18 protein-coding genes are annotated in these 17,011 nt (G+C 45.1%); 11 read left to right on the top strand and 7 right to left on the bottom strand.

Features of this window, described 5'->3' with window-relative positions; translation table 11 throughout:
- Positions 1 to 159 precede the first annotated feature (159 nt).
- From ACFOGI_RS15545 to ACFOGI_RS15535, 3 genes are all read left to right on the top strand, one after another.
- Positions 160 to 891, top strand: coding sequence for a metallophosphoesterase (locus ACFOGI_RS15545; protein WP_390274553.1), 732 nt, complete (start codon positions 160 to 162; stop codon positions 889 to 891).
- 72 nt (positions 892 to 963) lie between these two features.
- Positions 964 to 1,830 carry a fructosamine kinase family protein gene (locus ACFOGI_RS15540; RefSeq protein WP_390274552.1) on the top strand — a complete coding sequence of 289 codons (867 nt, stop codon included), beginning with the start codon at positions 964 to 966 and terminating at the stop codon, positions 1,828 to 1,830.
- Positions 1,831 to 1,923: 93 nt separating this feature from the next.
- Positions 1,924 to 2,376, top strand: coding sequence for a DUF2269 domain-containing protein (locus tag ACFOGI_RS15535; protein WP_390274550.1), 453 nt, complete (start codon positions 1,924 to 1,926; stop codon positions 2,374 to 2,376).
- 39 nt (positions 2,377 to 2,415) lie between these two features.
- On the opposite strand, the gene ACFOGI_RS15530 is transcribed toward ACFOGI_RS15535, so the two are convergent.
- The 3 genes from ACFOGI_RS15530 to ACFOGI_RS15520 are packed head-to-tail and all read right to left on the bottom strand — an operon-like array spanning position 2,416 to position 5,982.
- Positions 2,416 to 4,302 (bottom strand): PTS fructose transporter subunit IIABC, encoded by a 1,887-nt coding sequence (locus tag ACFOGI_RS15530; RefSeq protein ID WP_390274547.1) that lies wholly within the window; start codon positions 4,300 to 4,302, stop codon positions 2,416 to 2,418.
- 19 nt (positions 4,303 to 4,321) lie between these two features.
- Positions 4,322 to 5,233, bottom strand: a complete 912-nt coding sequence (pfkB, locus tag ACFOGI_RS15525) for a 1-phosphofructokinase (RefSeq protein ID WP_390274545.1) — start codon at positions 5,231 to 5,233, stop codon at positions 4,322 to 4,324.
- Positions 5,233 to 5,982, bottom strand: a complete 750-nt coding sequence (locus ACFOGI_RS15520) for a DeoR/GlpR family DNA-binding transcription regulator (protein WP_390274542.1) — start codon at positions 5,980 to 5,982, stop codon at positions 5,233 to 5,235. Before ACFOGI_RS15520 ends, pfkB begins: the two co-directional genes overlap by 1 nt.
- A 200-nt stretch (positions 5,983 to 6,182) precedes the next feature.
- Between ACFOGI_RS15520 and ACFOGI_RS15515 the strand changes: the two genes are divergently transcribed.
- On the top strand, positions 6,183 to 6,719 hold the full coding sequence (locus ACFOGI_RS15515) for an HD domain-containing protein (protein WP_390274538.1): 537 nt from the start codon (positions 6,183 to 6,185) through the stop codon (positions 6,717 to 6,719).
- Between the two features lie 65 nt (positions 6,720 to 6,784).
- On the opposite strand, the gene ACFOGI_RS15510 is transcribed toward ACFOGI_RS15515, so the two are convergent.
- Together ACFOGI_RS15510 and ACFOGI_RS15505 are read right to left on the bottom strand one after the other, a co-directional pair.
- Positions 6,785 to 7,378 carry a hypothetical protein gene (locus ACFOGI_RS15510; RefSeq protein ID WP_390274536.1) on the bottom strand — a complete coding sequence of 198 codons (594 nt, stop codon included), beginning with the start codon at positions 7,376 to 7,378 and terminating at the stop codon, positions 6,785 to 6,787.
- A gap of 235 nt (positions 7,379 to 7,613) precedes the next feature.
- Positions 7,614 to 8,645, bottom strand: a complete 1,032-nt coding sequence (locus ACFOGI_RS15505; RefSeq protein WP_390274534.1) for a D-alanyl-D-alanine carboxypeptidase family protein — start codon at positions 8,643 to 8,645, stop codon at positions 7,614 to 7,616.
- A 165-nt stretch (positions 8,646 to 8,810) separates the two neighbouring features.
- Here ACFOGI_RS15505 and ACFOGI_RS15500 point away from each other — a divergent pair, with 165 nt between their 5' ends.
- The gene (locus tag ACFOGI_RS15500; protein WP_390274531.1) at positions 8,811 to 10,007 is read left to right on the top strand and encodes an MFS transporter; all 1,197 of its coding nucleotides are present in this window, start codon (positions 8,811 to 8,813) and stop codon (positions 10,005 to 10,007) included.
- A 17-nt stretch (positions 10,008 to 10,024) separates the two neighbouring features.
- Here ACFOGI_RS15500 and pepT read toward each other — a convergent pair whose 3' ends face one another.
- On the bottom strand, positions 10,025 to 11,257 hold the full coding sequence (gene pepT, locus ACFOGI_RS15495; RefSeq protein ID WP_390274528.1) for a peptidase T: 1,233 nt from the start codon (positions 11,255 to 11,257) through the stop codon (positions 10,025 to 10,027).
- Positions 11,258 to 11,497: 240 nt separating this feature from the next.
- On the opposite strand from pepT, the gene ACFOGI_RS15490 reads away from it, so the two are divergent.
- The 3 genes from ACFOGI_RS15490 (at position 11,498) to ACFOGI_RS15480 (ending at position 13,508) form a co-directional block, all read left to right on the top strand.
- Complete coding sequence (locus ACFOGI_RS15490; protein ID WP_390274525.1) at positions 11,498 to 12,340, top strand: sulfurtransferase; 843 nt, start codon at positions 11,498 to 11,500, stop codon at positions 12,338 to 12,340.
- A gap of 4 nt (positions 12,341 to 12,344) precedes the next feature.
- A complete protein-coding gene (locus ACFOGI_RS15485) occupies positions 12,345 to 12,920 on the top strand; it encodes a DNA-3-methyladenine glycosylase I (RefSeq protein WP_390274522.1) in 576 nt (191 codons plus the stop codon).
- Positions 12,921 to 12,995: 75 nt separating this feature from the next.
- Entirely contained in the window at positions 12,996 to 13,508 is a 513-nt protein-coding gene (locus ACFOGI_RS15480) for a hypothetical protein (protein ID WP_390274519.1), read from the top strand.
- A 57-nt stretch (positions 13,509 to 13,565) separates the two neighbouring features.
- Here the strand turns inward: ACFOGI_RS15480 and ACFOGI_RS15475 are convergent, their stop codons facing one another.
- A complete protein-coding gene (locus ACFOGI_RS15475; RefSeq protein WP_390274516.1) occupies positions 13,566 to 14,105 on the bottom strand; it encodes an HD domain-containing protein in 540 nt (179 codons plus the stop codon).
- 150 nt (positions 14,106 to 14,255) lie between these two features.
- On the opposite strand from ACFOGI_RS15475, the gene fni reads away from it, so the two are divergent.
- The 3 genes from fni (at position 14,256) to ACFOGI_RS15460 (ending at position 16,902) form a co-directional block, all read left to right on the top strand.
- A complete protein-coding gene (fni, locus tag ACFOGI_RS15470; protein WP_390274513.1) occupies positions 14,256 to 15,317 on the top strand; it encodes a type 2 isopentenyl-diphosphate Delta-isomerase in 1,062 nt (353 codons plus the stop codon).
- A gap of 301 nt (positions 15,318 to 15,618) precedes the next feature.
- On the top strand, positions 15,619 to 16,068 hold the full coding sequence (locus tag ACFOGI_RS15465) for a DUF2188 domain-containing protein (protein WP_390274510.1): 450 nt from the start codon (positions 15,619 to 15,621) through the stop codon (positions 16,066 to 16,068).
- Positions 16,069 to 16,182: 114 nt separating this feature from the next.
- Positions 16,183 to 16,902 (top strand): DsbA family oxidoreductase, encoded by a 720-nt coding sequence (locus ACFOGI_RS15460; RefSeq protein ID WP_390274507.1) that lies wholly within the window; start codon positions 16,183 to 16,185, stop codon positions 16,900 to 16,902.
- Positions 16,903 to 17,011 lie beyond the last annotated feature (109 nt).

Here is a 17,011-nt window from a genome sequence, read left to right as displayed (position 1 = left end):
AACAGGTGTGACCGAAGTCACTTTTCATTGGAAAGGGCCTATGTATAATCGGGGTAACCACTATTTCAAAATTAAACCATTAGACATATTTACTTGTCGATGAGGAGATAGTAAAATTTTGAAAAAATGAAACAATAGTGTTATGGAAAGGAGCTTGATATGAAGCGGATCTTTTTCATCAGTGACATTCATGGCAATTACTGCGTCTTTAAAAAGCTGATAGAATATGTGGAGTTCAATCCGGAAAAAGACCAGCTCATCCTTGGAGGAGATCTGATCAATATTGGGCCGAGGAGTGCCCAAGTCCTTCAATGGGCCAAAGAAAACAGCAGGAAATACCCGGAGAATGTACATGTGATCGCTGGCAATCATGAAGAGATGATGATCTGGTTCATGAAAGAACTCTCCCCCATATGGATGGAATTTGGCGGAGATCAGACCATCAAAAGCTTCAAAAAGGTATACGGTGATGAAAATGGCTGGGATGTTGCGGAAGATTATGCTTCCTGGCTGGAGACGCTTCCCCTTCTGCATGAAGATGAGCATGCTGTCTATACCCATGCAGGAATTGAGCACACAGCAGGCAAGGAGGAGCAGCCAAGAGAAATATTATGGCTGAATATGAAAGAACTCAAGGAATTGGACAGCCGGAAGATCAGGGAATGGACGAAAGGAAAACCTATTTATCGCGGTCACAATCCTCAGCCCTCTGTAAATATGGAATTCCCATTTGTCCATTGTGACCTGGGGATCGAAAACTACCCAGATAAAGAAGGGGCTTTAGCTTTGGTGGATGTGCTGGAAAATCGATATTTTTCCTGTACCACCGAAGGGGAAGTTTCTGTTCATGCCATCGAGGGTACCGAACATATATCTTCTGCTTCCAACTAGAAGGAGTTGAGCACACAACACAGGTGATTGCCTGTGTTTTTTGTTGGCAACAGAATCAGAAGGAGGATGAAAATGGACAAAAGACTGGCAGGACAGGCACTTTATCATGCTGGCGACCGATCTCCAATACATGTCATACAACCTGTACAGGGAGGTTCGATCAACAGAAGTTTTTATTTGGAGACTGATGAAGGGCGGTACTTCTTGAAGTCCCACCCGAGTTCACCGGAAGGTTTTTTCCATGCCGAGGCACAGGGTCTGCAAGTGATACGAGAAACTAATACCATACAGGTGCCAGAAGTTTTTACATACGCAGACCAACCAGGGGAAGCATTTATTCTATTGGAGTGGATAGAAGGGAATGCATCTGAGCAGACAGAAAGACTTTTGGGTAAAGGCATAGCAGAAATGCATCAGTCACATACAAGGCTTCATGGTTTCCACGATCATACCTTTATCGGACTGCTTCCCCAGCAAAATGGACTGTATGAAAATTGGGTTGATTACTATAAAAGAAGCAAGCTGTATACCCAGTATGAATTGGGTGTACAAAGCGGGAAGATATCAGGGAGAAGAAGGGAAAGGATGGAAAAATTGATGGCAGAAATGGAGCGGTGGATACCATTGGAGGTCCAGGCCTCCTGTCTGCATGGAGATTTATGGGGAGGGAACTGGATCACTGGACCAGATGGTGCCCCGTTTGTCATTGATCCCTCCGTATTATACGGAGACCGGCATTTCGATTTGGCTTTTACAGAAGTATTCGGCGGGTTTTCCAGCGATTTCTACCGCGCATATGAGGAGGTCTTCCCTATAGAAGATTATTATCACGATATTAAGCCCTTGTACCAGCTGTATTACCTGCTTGTCCATCTGAATCTTTTTGGCGATTCCTACGGCAGCAGTGTAGACACTGTACTTAAAAGATATACGGGATGATATACGGTTGTACCTGTGTGTGCGGAATATCACAATCCAATTGGGGAAATTGGTGTATGATGATGCTGGATAAATAAAGAGGGGGCCGGCATCATGGCATTTTATGAATTATTGGTTTTTGTGCATGTATTCTCAGCGATTCTCGGAATGGGCCCGGGGTTTGTAATGATCTTCATTGTAAGACATGCATCAACTATGACGGAATTGAGACACGCTTATGTGATCCGTGGCAAGCTGCATATCTTTAGCATGGTCGGAGGGACATTGCTGTTAATTTCAGGGATATGGATGGGGTTCCTGAATACCTATTTGTTCTCTGAGGGGTGGTACTTGCTCAGTTTGATTCTTTTTCTTTTCGCACTTGCATTCGGACCGCTTCTTCTCTCACCGCGGTCGAGGCCTGTAAAAGCTTTTCTGGCAAGCTATGAGGGGGAAGAAATACCAGAAGAATACTACAAGTTAACCAGGAGACTATTTACTGCTGAAAGAATGGAAAACGTCATATTCCTAGTGGTGATAGCATTGATGGTTTTGAAACCATTTTGAAAAGAGCGTACCGGCTATTCAGCTGATACGCTCTTTTCTTTATTCTGCTGTTTTCTTTTTCAACAGTCCAGCACTAAAGGCGGTGATAATCATACCTGCGATGATGGCCATAAGGTAGAGTGCAACAGACATCCATCCACCTTCTGCCAGGCCGACGACAAAAATGCCTCCGTGTGGTGCGGGAATCCCGATATTGAACATCATGGTCAAGGCTCCCGTGACTGCTGAACCCGCAACTGAGGCAGGAATTACTCTGGCTGGGTCTGCAGCAGCAAATGGGATAACCCCTTCGGTGATGAAACAGGCTCCAAGGACGTAAGCTGTTTTGCCTGCTTCCCTTTCCGTTCTATTGTACTTATTCTTGAAAAGCGTCGTGGAAAGTGCCATCCCAAGAGGAGGGACCATCCCGCCTGCCATTGCTGTTGCGATAAAGGAATAGTTACCTGCATCGAGCATGGCGATTCCAAACGTATAGGCAGCTTTGTTGACTGGTCCACCCATGTCCACTGCCATCATTCCTCCAAGGATAATTCCGAGGAGAACTTGGTTGGTTCCGCTCATTCCTTCGAGAAATGAGGTCAATCCGGAATAGATCTGTGTCAACGGTGGGTTGATCAGCAACATCAGTATACCGGTGATCGCAATGCTGAAAACCGGGTAGAACAGGACGGGTTTGAGCCCCTCCAGAGCCTGAGGCAGAACTGTGAATGCCTTTTTGACCAAAAGAGTAATGTATCCGGCAAGGAAACCTGCAATAAGTCCGCCTAGAAAACCGGATCCACCATCGATATCCGCTGCAGTCACAGCAATGAGGCCACCGACCATGCCAGGTGCAAAACCAGGACGTTCTGCTATGCTGGATGCAATAAACCCGGCGAGCACAGGGACCATCAGGAAGAAGGCATTGCCACCACCGATGATATTCAGCATTTCAGCAAATCGGTTGTATTGGTCACTGGAAGGATCACTTGAATTAATCCCCCAGAAGAAAGATAAAGCAATAAGGATACCGCCACCCACTACGAATGGAAGCATATTGGATACACCATTCATCAAATGCTTATAAAACCCACTCTTTCCTTCCTTTTCGGTGGATTCTTCCTGTCCTTTCTCATGCTGATAGGTTGTGGCTTCATTGTTCGCCGCACGGTTCAACAGTTCTTCCGTATTATGAATGGCTTTCCCCACTGGCACTTCAATGACAGGTCTTCCGTGGAATCTAGCCATCTCTACCTGTGTATCGGCAGCCACGATAATGGCATCAGCATTCTTGATGTCCTCATCGGTCAAGCGGTTCTTTACGCCACTGGATCCATTTGTCTCTACTTTGATGGATAACCCCATATCCTTCGCTTTTTCATTTAACTTTTCTGCTGCCATGTAAGTATGGGCTATACCGGTTGGACAAGCAGTGACCGCAAGGATTCTCTGGTTATTCGACTCCTCTGCGACATCTTCGGGACCTTCGACTTCTTGTTCTTTATCATTAACCGCCCGCAGCACCTCTTCTTTAGAGGTGGCTTTCATAATATCAGCCCGGAACTTTTCATCCATAAGGAAAGTGGACAGGCGCGATAAAGCTTCCAAGTGGTCATTATTGGCCCCCTCGCTAGCTGCAATCATGAAGAAGAGGTGGGCCGGCTGGCCATCAAGCGATTCATAATCAATTCCTTCCTGTGATCTTCCAAATGCGATGGCCGGTTCTTTTACTGCTGCAGATTTAGCGTGAGGAATGGCAATTCCTTCACCAATCCCTGTGGTACTTTGTTCTTCCCGATTAAGGATACCTTCTTGGAAGGCCTCTTTATCCTGAAGCCTTCCTGCCTGATCAAGCTGGTTGATCAATTCAGAAAGCACGTCTTGTTTCGTATTAGCTGCCACGTCCAGAATGATCGTTTCTTCTTTCAGTAGTTCAGTGATTTTCATTATTTTAATACATCCTATCCTATAAAATTTTCACGGACACTCGGTCCAGTAGTTCTTCCGCATCTTCTTTCCGACAGAGATCTGTTTGAAAAGCAGTAGCACTGCCACAGGCAATCGCAAATCGGAAAGCCTCTTCCGCATCCATGTTCTTCTGATAAGAAGACAGGAACCCAGCAACCATGGAGTCACCCGCTCCAACAGTGTTGACAGCGGTACCCTCGGGAGAAGCAGCTGTCCAAGTGGTTTCCCTGTCGACAAGGATGGCACCTTCTCCGCCCATGGATACCATTACATAAGTAGTTCCATCCTCCACTAGTTTCTTTGCATAATGGATGGCTTCTTCCTTATTGGAAATTTTTGTGTGAAACAACTCTCCCAATTCTTCTATATTCGGCTTGATCAGAAAGGGCTTTTTGGAGAGCAGAGACCTTAGTGTCGTACCGGAGGTGTCCAGAACGAAATGAACACCTTTTTTCCGGATGGCTTCTGTAAGTTTTTCGTAGAATTCGGCAGGAATGGATGCTGGAAGGCTTCCCGCTAAAACAAACCAGTCATTTTCCTTCATCATGTCTACCTTCTGCAATAACTCTTTCAGATGTCTCTCATCTAAATGGGGGCCCGGTCCATTCAGCTCTGATTCATTTTTCGCTTTGATTTTTACATTAATACGGGTGATTTCTCCAGTATCAATGAAATCGGTACGTATTCCCTCGCCCTGTAGAAAATGGTTTAGGTATTCACCAGTAAAACCACCGGCGAATCCTAGCGCAATACTGCCTGTTTCGAGACGAGTCAATACTCGGGAAACATTGATACCTTTGCCGCCCGGGTAATAATAGACCGTTTCTGCTCTGTTCAGCTGTCCTGCCTCGAAGTCCTTCAAATAGGTTGTATAATCAATCGATGGTGTAAAGGTACAGGTGTAAATCATCAATATGTCCTCCTGATTTCTGTTAGTTCTTGGAGTATCTTTTCTGCTTTTTCCGGCAGACCGCCGGTAACAAGTACTGCATCCGACATGGGCGATATTCTCGCAAAATTGACAGTACGGTATTTTGAATGGTCAGCCAGAACAAAGGAAGCCGTGGATAACTGCTGGGCGGTACGCTTTAATATTGCCTCTTCGGGATCAGGAGTAGTATACCCTGCTTCCGCTGAAAATCCATTCACACCAATGAAGCACTTGTCAAAACGGAAATTCTGAAGCGTTTGAACGGCCTGAGGCCCAATCAATGCAGCAGTTTTCGCTTTAATCCTGCCTCCGGTAATATAGGCAGTCATGCCATGCTCGATTAGAGCATCTACATGTGTTAGCCCATTTGTCACCACTGTAATTTCCTTTCCATGTAAGCGGGGGATCATTTTCAATGTAGTGGTGCCGGCATCAAGATATATACAATCCCCGTGTTGCACCAGGCCAGCTGCCTGTCCAGCGATCTGGATTTTCTCGTCTAGATTCCTGGAGGATCTTTCCGTAACTGAATATTCCTCTTGTTTCTGTTCAGGAAGAACAGCCCCGCCGTGAATTCGCTGCAGCTCGTTTGCTTTCTCCAGTTCTGTAAAGTCACGGCGTATGGTGGAGATGGAAGCCCCTGTAATACGCGCAGCATCTTGTATGGTGATTGTCTGATTCTCTTTCAGCAATTGAATAATAGCTTTATGGCGTTCTGTGGTAAGCATTGACGTATCTCCATTACTAGTTATTGTCATTTGAAGTATAAGGCAAACGGTTGCATATTTCAATCAAATTCAATCAAAAACATTAAAAAACGCTCATTTTTTCTCATAGGGTTTATCAGGTAGGAGAAACGGCAATTATCCATTGCAAAACCGTTGGATTCGTGGTATATTCGTAAAAATTTATGAAAGGGGAGGCGGCCATGAGAAACGTTACACTGGAGCAGATATTTGTCCATCCCATCACACAGAAATACTTGAAACGGTCGGGCATCGCCCATGCGATCGCTGTGGCTGAGTTTGCATATATATTTGCAAAAAGGTATGACGTCAACCCTGACTACGCAGCGAAAGCAGCTCTTTTGCATGACATCGGACACTATACTTGGTATCGGAACGGTGAATGGGATTACGAGCTCTATAAAGAAAATGATATTCATGCAATAAAAGGGGCAAGCCGGGCTCATAAACTGCTGATCCGGATTGGAGAAGACAGGCAAACGGCCAAGGAAATTGCCGTGGCCATTTTGCTGCACACTGATTCCTATCTTCCGGAAGGGAAGTTGAACTTGAAACCATTACAGGAAGTGGTTGCCTTAGCGGACGAAGCTGATGAGGAAGCAGGGGGGAACCATCATTATAAATCCATTGATGACCAGTCGGCGTTGGTGCGTATAAGAGCATTGGATGCTAGAATTGATCAAGAATTCCATGCTTATGAGGGGCAGTCAAGTCTATAAATCCGCCTCGGGCAAACCAGTGCGACTATGGTCATGAAACAGGTAGGGGTGGCTGTTTGCAGCTTTCACTCCTTCTCCTCTTTTTTCGTCTGGCCTTCTTTGTTTTCCTTGTCCTCATCATCCTCATCTTTTTCCTCGTCTCTGAATTCATCTGTTGATGCTGCCATTTGCGGGTCACCTCGTTCAAAATCGCTCCGTTTGCCATATCTCAGCAAGTCATAGATCACTCTGCCGTTACTGGGCTGTCCATCGGGATAATAAAGAGGGATAGCATCGAATAATACAAAATACAGTGCATAAAAAATAAACCTGCTCCAAAATGTCTCCATCTCGAGGAGTCCATTGGCTAACAAGGCATTGATGACAAAGGCTGTTATCAGATTGGCGAGCATTGGGGATGCGTAAAGTAGGATATGGGCCCACTTTGTATCTTTGCGAAGCTCATCATAAGAACACCAGCTGTATATGAAGTAATATTTACGGATTTCAAATATAGAGAACTTAAACAGGTTCGGCCCGGATCCAATGGTTATTTTCGCCTCTTTGGCACCGAGAATCTTACTTGTAAAAAGATAGCCCAACTCTCTGATGATGGAAACGATAGGAAGGATGATAAATACAGAAAATACGAGAGAAATGAAATCTACAATGCCAAACATTTGATCACCCCGCGAACTGGTTCTCCTATAGTTCTTACCCAGATTGCCCCCCTTAAAACCTACGACTAGAGAAAGCATTACAATAGAGGAAGCCTGGTAGATTCATATACTGAAAGGGGAGGGGGTGAAGGGATAGATACCGGTTTGTGAAGCGCCGTTCTACAGGTGCAGAAAGGGGAAGCCACGAAGAGGTGATGCTTCTTCGCGGATTCCCCTTACGTTTGGGACAACCCTCTTATTCCTCATTCAAGTATTCTTCCAAAGTGATCTCCTGATTCCTTATGCCTTTAGCAGTTTTTTCCCCTACATAACGCAAATGCCAAGGCTCATACTGATAGCCGGTGATCTGTTCCTTTCCCTCCGGATATCGGATGATAAAACCGTATTCGGCTGCATGTTCCTTAACCCATTTTCCCTCTTCTGTTTCTCCGAAGTCCGTTGTCAACTCAAAGTCCACCGAAGCACTGGTGATATCCATGGTCAATCCTGTTTGATGCTCGCTTTCTCCTGGCCGGGCACTGAATTTATTGGCGGCTTCTTCTCCATTCGCCTCCACGTAAGAGGCGAAAAGGGAATCTTGCCTATCATAAGATCTGTATCCTGATTGGGCAAACAGTTCCAAGCCATCTTCTTCGGCAGCCTCAAACAAATTTTTCAACGCCTCTGCAGCAGGTTCTCTCATTTTCTTCTTGGGCAAATCCTCCTCAAAAGGAAAACGTACATCCGGGACTACCATATCACCTGGCACATAATCAGAGGGCAGGGCTTGCTGTTTATTTACTAAGGCCAATTGATCATAGGGGTTGGAAAGGACTGGTGTGCCTCCGTCAGAAGCTGCTGTTTCTGTTGGCTGCGGCAGTCCTTTGCCGGCTTCTCCTGAAAAACCTTCAGAAAGAGCAACATTCAACGCCTCTTTTGTCTGTTCATTATAAACGCCAAGCGGTGTTAGCCCATCATGCTGCAGCTGAAAATCGGTTATGGCCCAAGTGGTCATTTCATCATAGACACCGCTGATTTGGACGGGGTATCCAATGGCTTCTAAAGCATGCTGTAGATCAGTAACTTCCTTTCCTTCATCTTTCTTAATGAGGGCCATTTCTGGCAGGCGTATTTCCTGTTCATTCTCTGTCGTCTCTGGTGAAGTTTCATTTGAGGCTTCGTCCTCTGGGGCTGTTTCCTGTTCTTCCCCACCGGTATTTGTACAAGCTGCGGCAAACATCAGAAGGAAGCAGGCGCCCATTATAGCTGTAATTCTCACGTTGTTCATTATTTTTTCTCTCCTTCATCCCAGGCAATTAATACTGTCTTTTATTTTCCCATACAGACAAGGAAATGGGCAACATAATTTTGAACCAGCGGCATGGTGGCAGGTGAACCATTGATCGTCTGTTGACATATCCATAAAAAGAGGATCTATGAGGGGGATATCACAGTGGAACATAGAGCAGCTGAAACAGTACATGGTTTGGGTGCGTTGACAGCCCTTCTTTTCTGGTGTGCCATGGTGGTGGTTTCCAGTGTCTATATTACCCTTCCGCTTGTTTCATCACTAGCGGAAGAATATGAAGTCACCATGAGCGTCGCTTCCGCTGCAGGCAGTGTTTTCTCATTATTTTATGCCTTCGGTTTCTTGCTGTTTGGGCCGCTTTCTGACAGGTATGGCCGTAAATCTGTTATTCTGTTCGGCATGGGTATGCTTGCTTTGACTACTGGTGGGGTCGGGGTGGCGGATAGTTTTTCTACGGTACTTATACTGAGAGGGTTGCAAGGATTTTTTGCCGCCTCTTTTGCCCCCACGGCGTTGGCTTTTGTTTTTGATGTATATCCACCTGAAAAAAGAACAACGACTGTCGGTTGGATCAGTTTTGGCTTTGTTACTGCAGGAATCTTTGGTCAGGTTCTAAGTGATATTATTGATCAAACGTTTGATTGGAAAATTGTCTTTTTTTTCATGGCAATCCTATACGCAATTAGTATGGCAGCTATACTGGCCAGGTTTCCAAGTGCAAACAATACTTATATAGGCCGCCCGCAAAGAAAAAACGGATATTTCAGACAGGTGTATGGAGTCTTCCATAACAGAGGACTGCTCTTCTGCTATGTCATTACATTTACCCTTCTTCTCACTTTTATTGGTATGTATACGATATTAGGGGAATATCTGCAGTCTGTTCACCTAGTTGAGGAGGAAAGAATGGTTCTCATTCGTGCCGCTGGATTAGTTGGAATGGTACTTTCACCATTCACAGGACTGTTCGTGAAGCGGTTTGGGTTACTGGCGGTGTTGAGAACTGGACTGGGAATGGCAGTAGTGAGCCTCGTTTGTCTTGGGCTCACAGGGGGACACATCAATTTATTGGTCATTTGGAGTATTCTATATGTGGCAGGAATTTCTTTGACTTTTCCCTCCATCATGATGCTTGTCGGAGAAATGGGAGGAGAGAGCAGGGCAGTAGCAGCTGCCTATTATGCGTTCATCTTGTTTCTTGGTGCCACAGCCGGCCCTCCAATAGCTGTAACTTTGATCAAAATGTGGGGGTACTCAGGAGGATTCTTGGCATTGTCTGGGTTCAGTACGATCAGTTTTATAGCTTCCTACTTTATATATCAAGGCAGGGCGGAAGGATGACTCCGCCCTTTAAAAGGTCATTTCTGTTTGCCGAATAAACGGCAGATTTCTACAATAACATGGACAGCTTTAATCATATTATCTATGGAGATGTACTCATATTTGCCATGGAAGTTCTCTCCGCCAGTGAAAATATTGGGGGTTGGAACTCCCATATAGGAAATCTGCGATCCGTCTGTTCCTCCTCTTACGGGTTTGATCATAGCCTCAATTTCAAGGTTCTTCATCGCCTGTTCGGCAATGTCCACGATTTCCATGACAGGTTCAATTTTATCGCGCATATTGTAGTACTGATCGTTCATGTCCAACTCGGCCCTTGCTTCTCCATATTTTTGATTGATTTCGTGAACAAATCGCTGAACTGTGTCTTTTCTCATCTGGAAGTTATCCCACTCAAAGTCCCGAATGATGTAAGAAACCTGGGTTTGCTCTACATCCCCCACCACGGAGATAAGATGATAAAAACCATCGTACCCCTCGGTGTGTTCAGGAGTTTCTTTCTCGGGAAATTTTTGAATGAATTCGGCAGCCATTTTACCTGCATTCACCATTTTGTCCTTCGCTGTACCGGGATGGACACTGTTTCCTTTGAATGAAATGGTGGCAGCGGCAGCATGGAAGCTTTCATACTGAAGTTCCCCGAGCGGCCCGCCATCCACGGTATAAGCAAAATCCACGTTGAATTGATCGACATCGAATTTATGCGGTCCACGGCCAATTTCTTCATCTGGAGTGAAGGCGACTCGTATCTTGCCGTGTTCAATATCCGGATGTTGAACCAAGTAATCCATAGCAGTTATGATCTCGGCGATTCCAGCCTTATTGTCAGCTCCCAGGAGAGTGGTTCCATCTGTTGTAATCAAGGTGTGGCCTTGGTAATCCGATAGTTCGGGGAACTCCTCAACGGAAAGGACAATCTCTTTCTCGCTATTCAAGATGATGTCATTCCCGTCATAATTTTCGTTGATTCTCGGTTTTACACTTTTCCCTGTAAAGTCGGTAGCTGTATCGAGATGGGCAAGAAAACCGATGGTGGGCATCTCTTGATCGGTATTTGCCGGAAGGGTTGCCATCACATAGCCATACTCGTCGACTGACACATCAGACATACCGATATCTTTCAGTTCTTCAACCAGAAGGTGGGCAAGTTCCAATTGACCTGGGGTCGAAGGGATGGACGTATGATCCGCATTCGACTGGGTATCTATTTTTACATATGCAGTAAAGCGTTTGATGATTTCATCTTTCATTCTCATCCACTCCCTCATTTATTTAGTTGATTTTAGCATAAAGTGGGACATACATCAGCTTCCGCTGATACGGTTGTGCTAGAGGCTTTGACTTGGGAAGGGGGGAAGAAGAAACGATGAGATGAGATGGAATCTTTGGAAAATTTTAAATATAACTATGCATGTTCAGAGGCATACGGTAAAATAAAGGTATGGAAATGGAGAGGTGCCACAGGCGTATTAATCAATAGGAGGAATTACATGCCTTATATAATAAATGTTAATAGATTGAAGAACAGGCTGCAGAATAGGCAGGGCAATACGGTCATCATCGACGTACGATTTGACCTCAGCGATCCGGATGCCGGAAGGAAAATGTATCTGCAGAATCACCTTCCAGGAGCTGTCTACTTGGATTTGGAGAAGGACCTTTCTAGTAGACCGGAAAAACATGGGGGAAAGCATCCTCTGCCGGATCTAGAGTTGTTTGCGGCGAAAATTGGGAATATAGGGATTGGCCATGAAACCACAGTAATCATCTATGACCAGGAAAATGATATGTTTGCTGCTAGGCTGTGGTGGCTGCTTCATATCCTGGGGCATGAAAGGACATATGTCCTGGAGGGAGGCTATAATAAGTGGGTGGAAGAAGGAAATGCGGTTACCAAGTCCTTGCCGGTATTGGCAGCAAAAGAATTCCGCCCTCATCTCAAAGAGAACCAGACAGTTGATATAGAAGAAGTGAAGGAAAAGCTGGAGAACGAAGCTGCCGTTTTGATTGATTCCCGTTCCAAGGAACGTTACTTAGGGAAGGAGGAACCATTGTACAAGAAGGCAGGTCATATTCCGGGTGCGAAGAATTACTTTTGGAAGGATATATATAAGAAGGATGGCACCTGGAAAAGCAAAGGAGACTTGCAACAACACTTTTCTTCCCTGCCGAAAGATAAAGATATTATCGTTTCGTGTGGTTCCGGAATTTCAGCATGTCCCAATATCCTTGCCTTGAAAATGGCGGGTTTTAGTAAAGTGAAACTTTACCCTGGCAGTTTCAGTGATTGGATTTCCTATGAAGACAATAAAATAGAAACAAAGGAAGAGTGAGGAAATGAATCGGTGTGAATGGGTGACAAATGACCCGGATTATATACAATACCATGGCGAGGAGTGGGGAAGAGCCGTTCATGAGGATCGTAAGCTGTTCGAGATGCTTACATTGGAAGGTGCGCAGGCGGGATTAAGCTGGTTGACCATCCTTAAACGCAGGGAGGCATATCGCGAAGCATTTGATCACTTCCGACCCGAAATGATTTGTAATTATGGAGATGAAAAAGTGGCCGAGCTCCAGCGGAATGAGGGAATTATCAGAAACCGGCTGAAGATTCGTTCCGTCATAACAAATGCAGGCAACTTTTTGAAGGTTCAACAGGAATTCGGAAGCTTTGACCGGTATATTTGGCAATTCACCGGTGGAGAAACCATCCGGAATCACTGGAAGCATTCTTCAGAGATACCTGTTGCTACGAAAGAGTCCGATGAAATGAGCAAAGATTTAAAGCGAAGAGGCTTTAAGTTTGTCGGCCCGACCATTTGTTATGCTTTCATGCAGGCAGTCGGAATGGTGGATGATCATACAGAAAACTGTTTCTTGTATCATAATAGTTCATCCACGAGGGGTGGTTGAACGTGTCGTTCATATTTGATAGAATTGCTGACTGTGTGTTAGTACACCAACAATAAATTCTATCAGGTGATTGATATGGTATATACAGCTTTTCTTGAGGAAGAGAAGAGCAAAGACGAATTGCAGGAGAAACTGGATACACTGGAAATTCAATTGTTCCGTATGCAGAATAATATTAAAGAGATAGCCAAACGATCGGAAATCATCAGCATTGACCAGACAAATGATGAACATTGGATGGTCATCTTTGCCGATAAAGACAGCACCACCTTCCAATTAATGCTCCATGACTGCAGAAAACCTTTCCGGGGTAACTGGGATTCCGCCATCCAGGCGGAATATAGGGACGAGAGAACTCTCCATATCGCCGACATAAAAGGAGAAGAAAATAAAGGATATGGGTCCGTATTGATGAAGCATTTGAAAGAGATGGCACGTGAGGAAAATTACCAGTACATTACCGGAGATATTGTGAAGCGTGATTTTGACCATGTGGAGCGATTGAAGCATTTCTACAGCAAACATTACTTCGATGTTAAAATTGACCACCAGACCCAACAGGGGGAGATTATCTGGAATGACAGCTGAACCGGGTTGGTCATTTGTTATTTCTAATGGAGACGCAGATGATTCTGCGTCTCTTTTTCATCTGAACACCCGCTTGACCGTCTCTTCAAATTCATAGAAATAATGAGGAACATCTTCATCTATCAATCCCTCATACATATGTTCAGCGATCGATTCGTTGTACCATTTCTGCTCCTCATAACCTGCATTGAAATTATCCCAGATCCTCTCTCCTTGTTCCGCAAGGTCTTGTTCGAGTCCAAGGAGATTATCTAGCTTATCGGCAACAATCAGGTATTTTATCTCTTTATCGGAAAATTTGAGGGTATGGATGGTATGCTGTTTTCTTTCTTTCCAGGACTTTGATTTGTCTTCCGTATGCGCTTCTACCAATGAAGCGACCCTATCACCAAACTCCACTCTAATATCCTCCACCGTATAGGCGGTGTCTTCAGCTACATCATGCAAGTAGGCTGCGCATACGAGTTCTTCCGGGAATCCGTTCCTCTCCAGCTGTTCAGCTACACGGATAGGATGGGTGACATAGGGTATATCTCTGTTTTTCCTTTTTTGACCCCGATGGGCCTTTTCGGCAAATCTCCTTGCACGTCGTTTCACCTTGGTTCCTCCCGATTCTTCATTGATATGTTTAGCTATACCATGTTTTCCGTATGGAGACAAGCATTTTTTGGTGGGAACACTTCCTTTTTACTGTGAAGATGGATAATGGTAAGATATGATTAAACAAAGAAGGGAGCCTCATCAACCATGGAGAAGGGTATCAACCAGCGTAAAACTGAACACATTCGCCTTTGTTTGACGGACAATGTAGAAGGGGTAGGTAAGTCGACCGGTCTGGAAGGAATATCCTTTCTGCACAATGCTTTGCCTGAAATCAATTTTGATGATATAGATCTAACTGCCCGTTTTTTGGATAAACCACTGAACGCACCTTTCCTGGTCAGTTCTATGACAGGCGGTTCGGAAATGGCTGCAGAGATTAATCAGAATTTGGGGGCTGCCGCTGAGGAAAAAGGATGGGCAGTCGCTCTCGGATCTACTAGGGCCCTGCTGGAAAGTGACGCTCATAAGAAATCATTTCTTATACGGCGGCAGGCTCCACATGTCCCGATTATAGCCAATCTGGGAGCGGTACAGCTTAATTACGGATATGGAGCGGAGGAAGCGCAACAGATCGTAGATAAGACAGAGGCTGATTCATTGGTGTTGCATCTTAACAGCCTGCAAGAGGCTGTCCAGGACGGTGGAGATCTCAACTTTGAAAACCTGCTCCCAAAAATAGAGAAGATTGCTGAATCACTCGATGTTCCTGTAGGGGTTAAAGAGGTAGGGTTTGGTATTGACGGAAAGGTTGCACAACAGTTGTACAATGCAGGCATTTCCTATATAGATGTAGCCGGTGCTGGAGGCACTTCCTGGAGCCAGGTGGAGAAACTTCGCTCGCGGGACCCGTTGAAAAAAGCTGCAGCAGAAGCTTTCAATAATTGGGGGTTGCCAACGAAGGACTGCCTCGTATCTGTTCGCAGCAGGCTGCCGAATGTGCCTCTAGTTGCCAGTGGCGGTATGAAATCAGGTGTGGATGCCGCCAAAGCGGTAACGATAGGGGCGGATATTATCGGTTTTGCCCGACAGCTGCTCCAGGCGGCGACGGAATCAGATGAAGCGGTGGCCCAGGTGATGGAGCAGATCGAGCTTGAGATGAAGATGGCGATGTTCGGAATCGGAGTAAAGAATCTTCAGGAGTTAAAGAATACTGACCGGGTAAATGTTATGGGCAGGTCGTTAATGGAAGAAATGTCTGATGACTGATGTGGACGGCAAATGATACCATTATCTATCCGTACGTCATAGCCTGGGTGAGTAATCACTACGCGTCCTACTTTTTCAGCACGATCGGTGACAAATGAATGAGATCTGTTAGTAAAGGCTTAGAGGGATCTCTAGGCCTTTTCCTATAAGGTATAGGCGGCGTTATAAACTTCATGAAGTTATTTGCGCCCAACTCTGCTGGTTTAGAGGCGGGATAGCGACTGGCAAGGGTGGAAGGAGTTTTATTTTACAGCAAGCGGGGAATACATAAACAAAAGGATGTTCCAAAGGAGAGGTGCTAATGCCTTGGACGATGAATGATTATCCGTCATCTATGAAAAACTTGAATACTATCATAAAGAAGAAAGCGATTGATATTGCTAATTCTATGGTAGATGAAGGATATGAGGAAAATCGTGCAATCCCCATTGCAATCGAGCAGGCAAAGGAGTGGCATGAAAATGCCAGCCAGGAAGAGCTGGATGAATATAAAAGCCACGGAAAGCCGACGAAAAGATCCTCCACAAAGAAGCGTGAAAACAGTCCGGAACGCATGGAGGAAGAGGAACAGGTAATTTCCCATGAAGACGGCTGGGCAGTTCAGTCAGCGCATGCTAAAAAGCCGGATAAGGTATACCGTAATAAGAAAGAAGCAGTTAAAAGAGCAAAGGAAATAGCCCGTAATAAAGGAACCTCATTGAAAGTATTTAAACATGATGGTTCGGTACAGGAGACAAAATCCTATAAATAGAAGTAAATTCTACGACTGTTTTCTACACCAATACCCAATAATTACCGCAGTATACAATGTTTCAGGGACATCATAAGCTATGCTACAATATTCCAGAAATGAGGTGCATGAGAAATGAAAATAGAAGTATGGTCAGACTTTGTTTGCCCATTCTGTTATATGGGGAAGCAAAGATTGGAAAACGCTCTAGAAAAATTCACACATAATAATGATGTTATCTTGCAATATAAAAGCTATGAACTGAACCCTGCAGAAGATACAGTGCCCGGGCGGAACATACATGACTACCTAGCTGAATCTAAAGGTATCCCGAGGGACCAGGCAAAATCCATGAATGAAAATGTTGGCAGGCAGGCTGCGGAATTGGGTCTTATCTTTAACTTTGAAAGTATGCAGCCTACAAATACATTCGATGCCCATCGTGTTGCCCAATACGCCGGGGAACAAGGAAAAGGCAGAGAGATGACTGAAAGACTGCTCAAGGCATATTTCACAGAAGGCAGGCTGATCAGTGACCATGCAACCTTGATTGAGTTGGCAGAGGAAACAGGCCTTGACCCGGATGCTGTTACAACCTTGCTTAAGGTAGACGATTATGCGATCCATGTACGGGGAGATGAAGAACAAGCTCGCCAGATTGGAGTGCAAGGTGTGCCGTTTTTTGTTTTTAATGAGAAGTATGCCGTATCAGGTGCACAACCAGAGGAAGTATTCGTGGAAGTGTTGGAGCAGGTATGGGAAGAGGAGAATTCCCAGCCGGATCTCGAGGTGTTCAAACCGAAGAAGAAGGCAAAAACAACCTACTGTACAGATGAAGGTTGTGAAACCATATAAGAATGTAAAGCCGGAAGAGAAGAGTGCTTCTCTTCCGGCTTTTTTGTGTGCCCGGCATGTGCGCACGCTTTAGGGTTCGAGTCCCGAGCGGTGAAGGTCATTGTAGCCG

The organism is Virgibacillus xinjiangensis (genome assembly GCF_042643145.1).
In the GTDB taxonomy this organism is placed as follows: Bacteria; Bacillota; Bacilli; order Bacillales; family Amphibacillaceae; genus Virgibacillus_O; species Virgibacillus_O xinjiangensis.
This window is presented reverse-complemented; position numbering and strand designations above follow the sequence as displayed.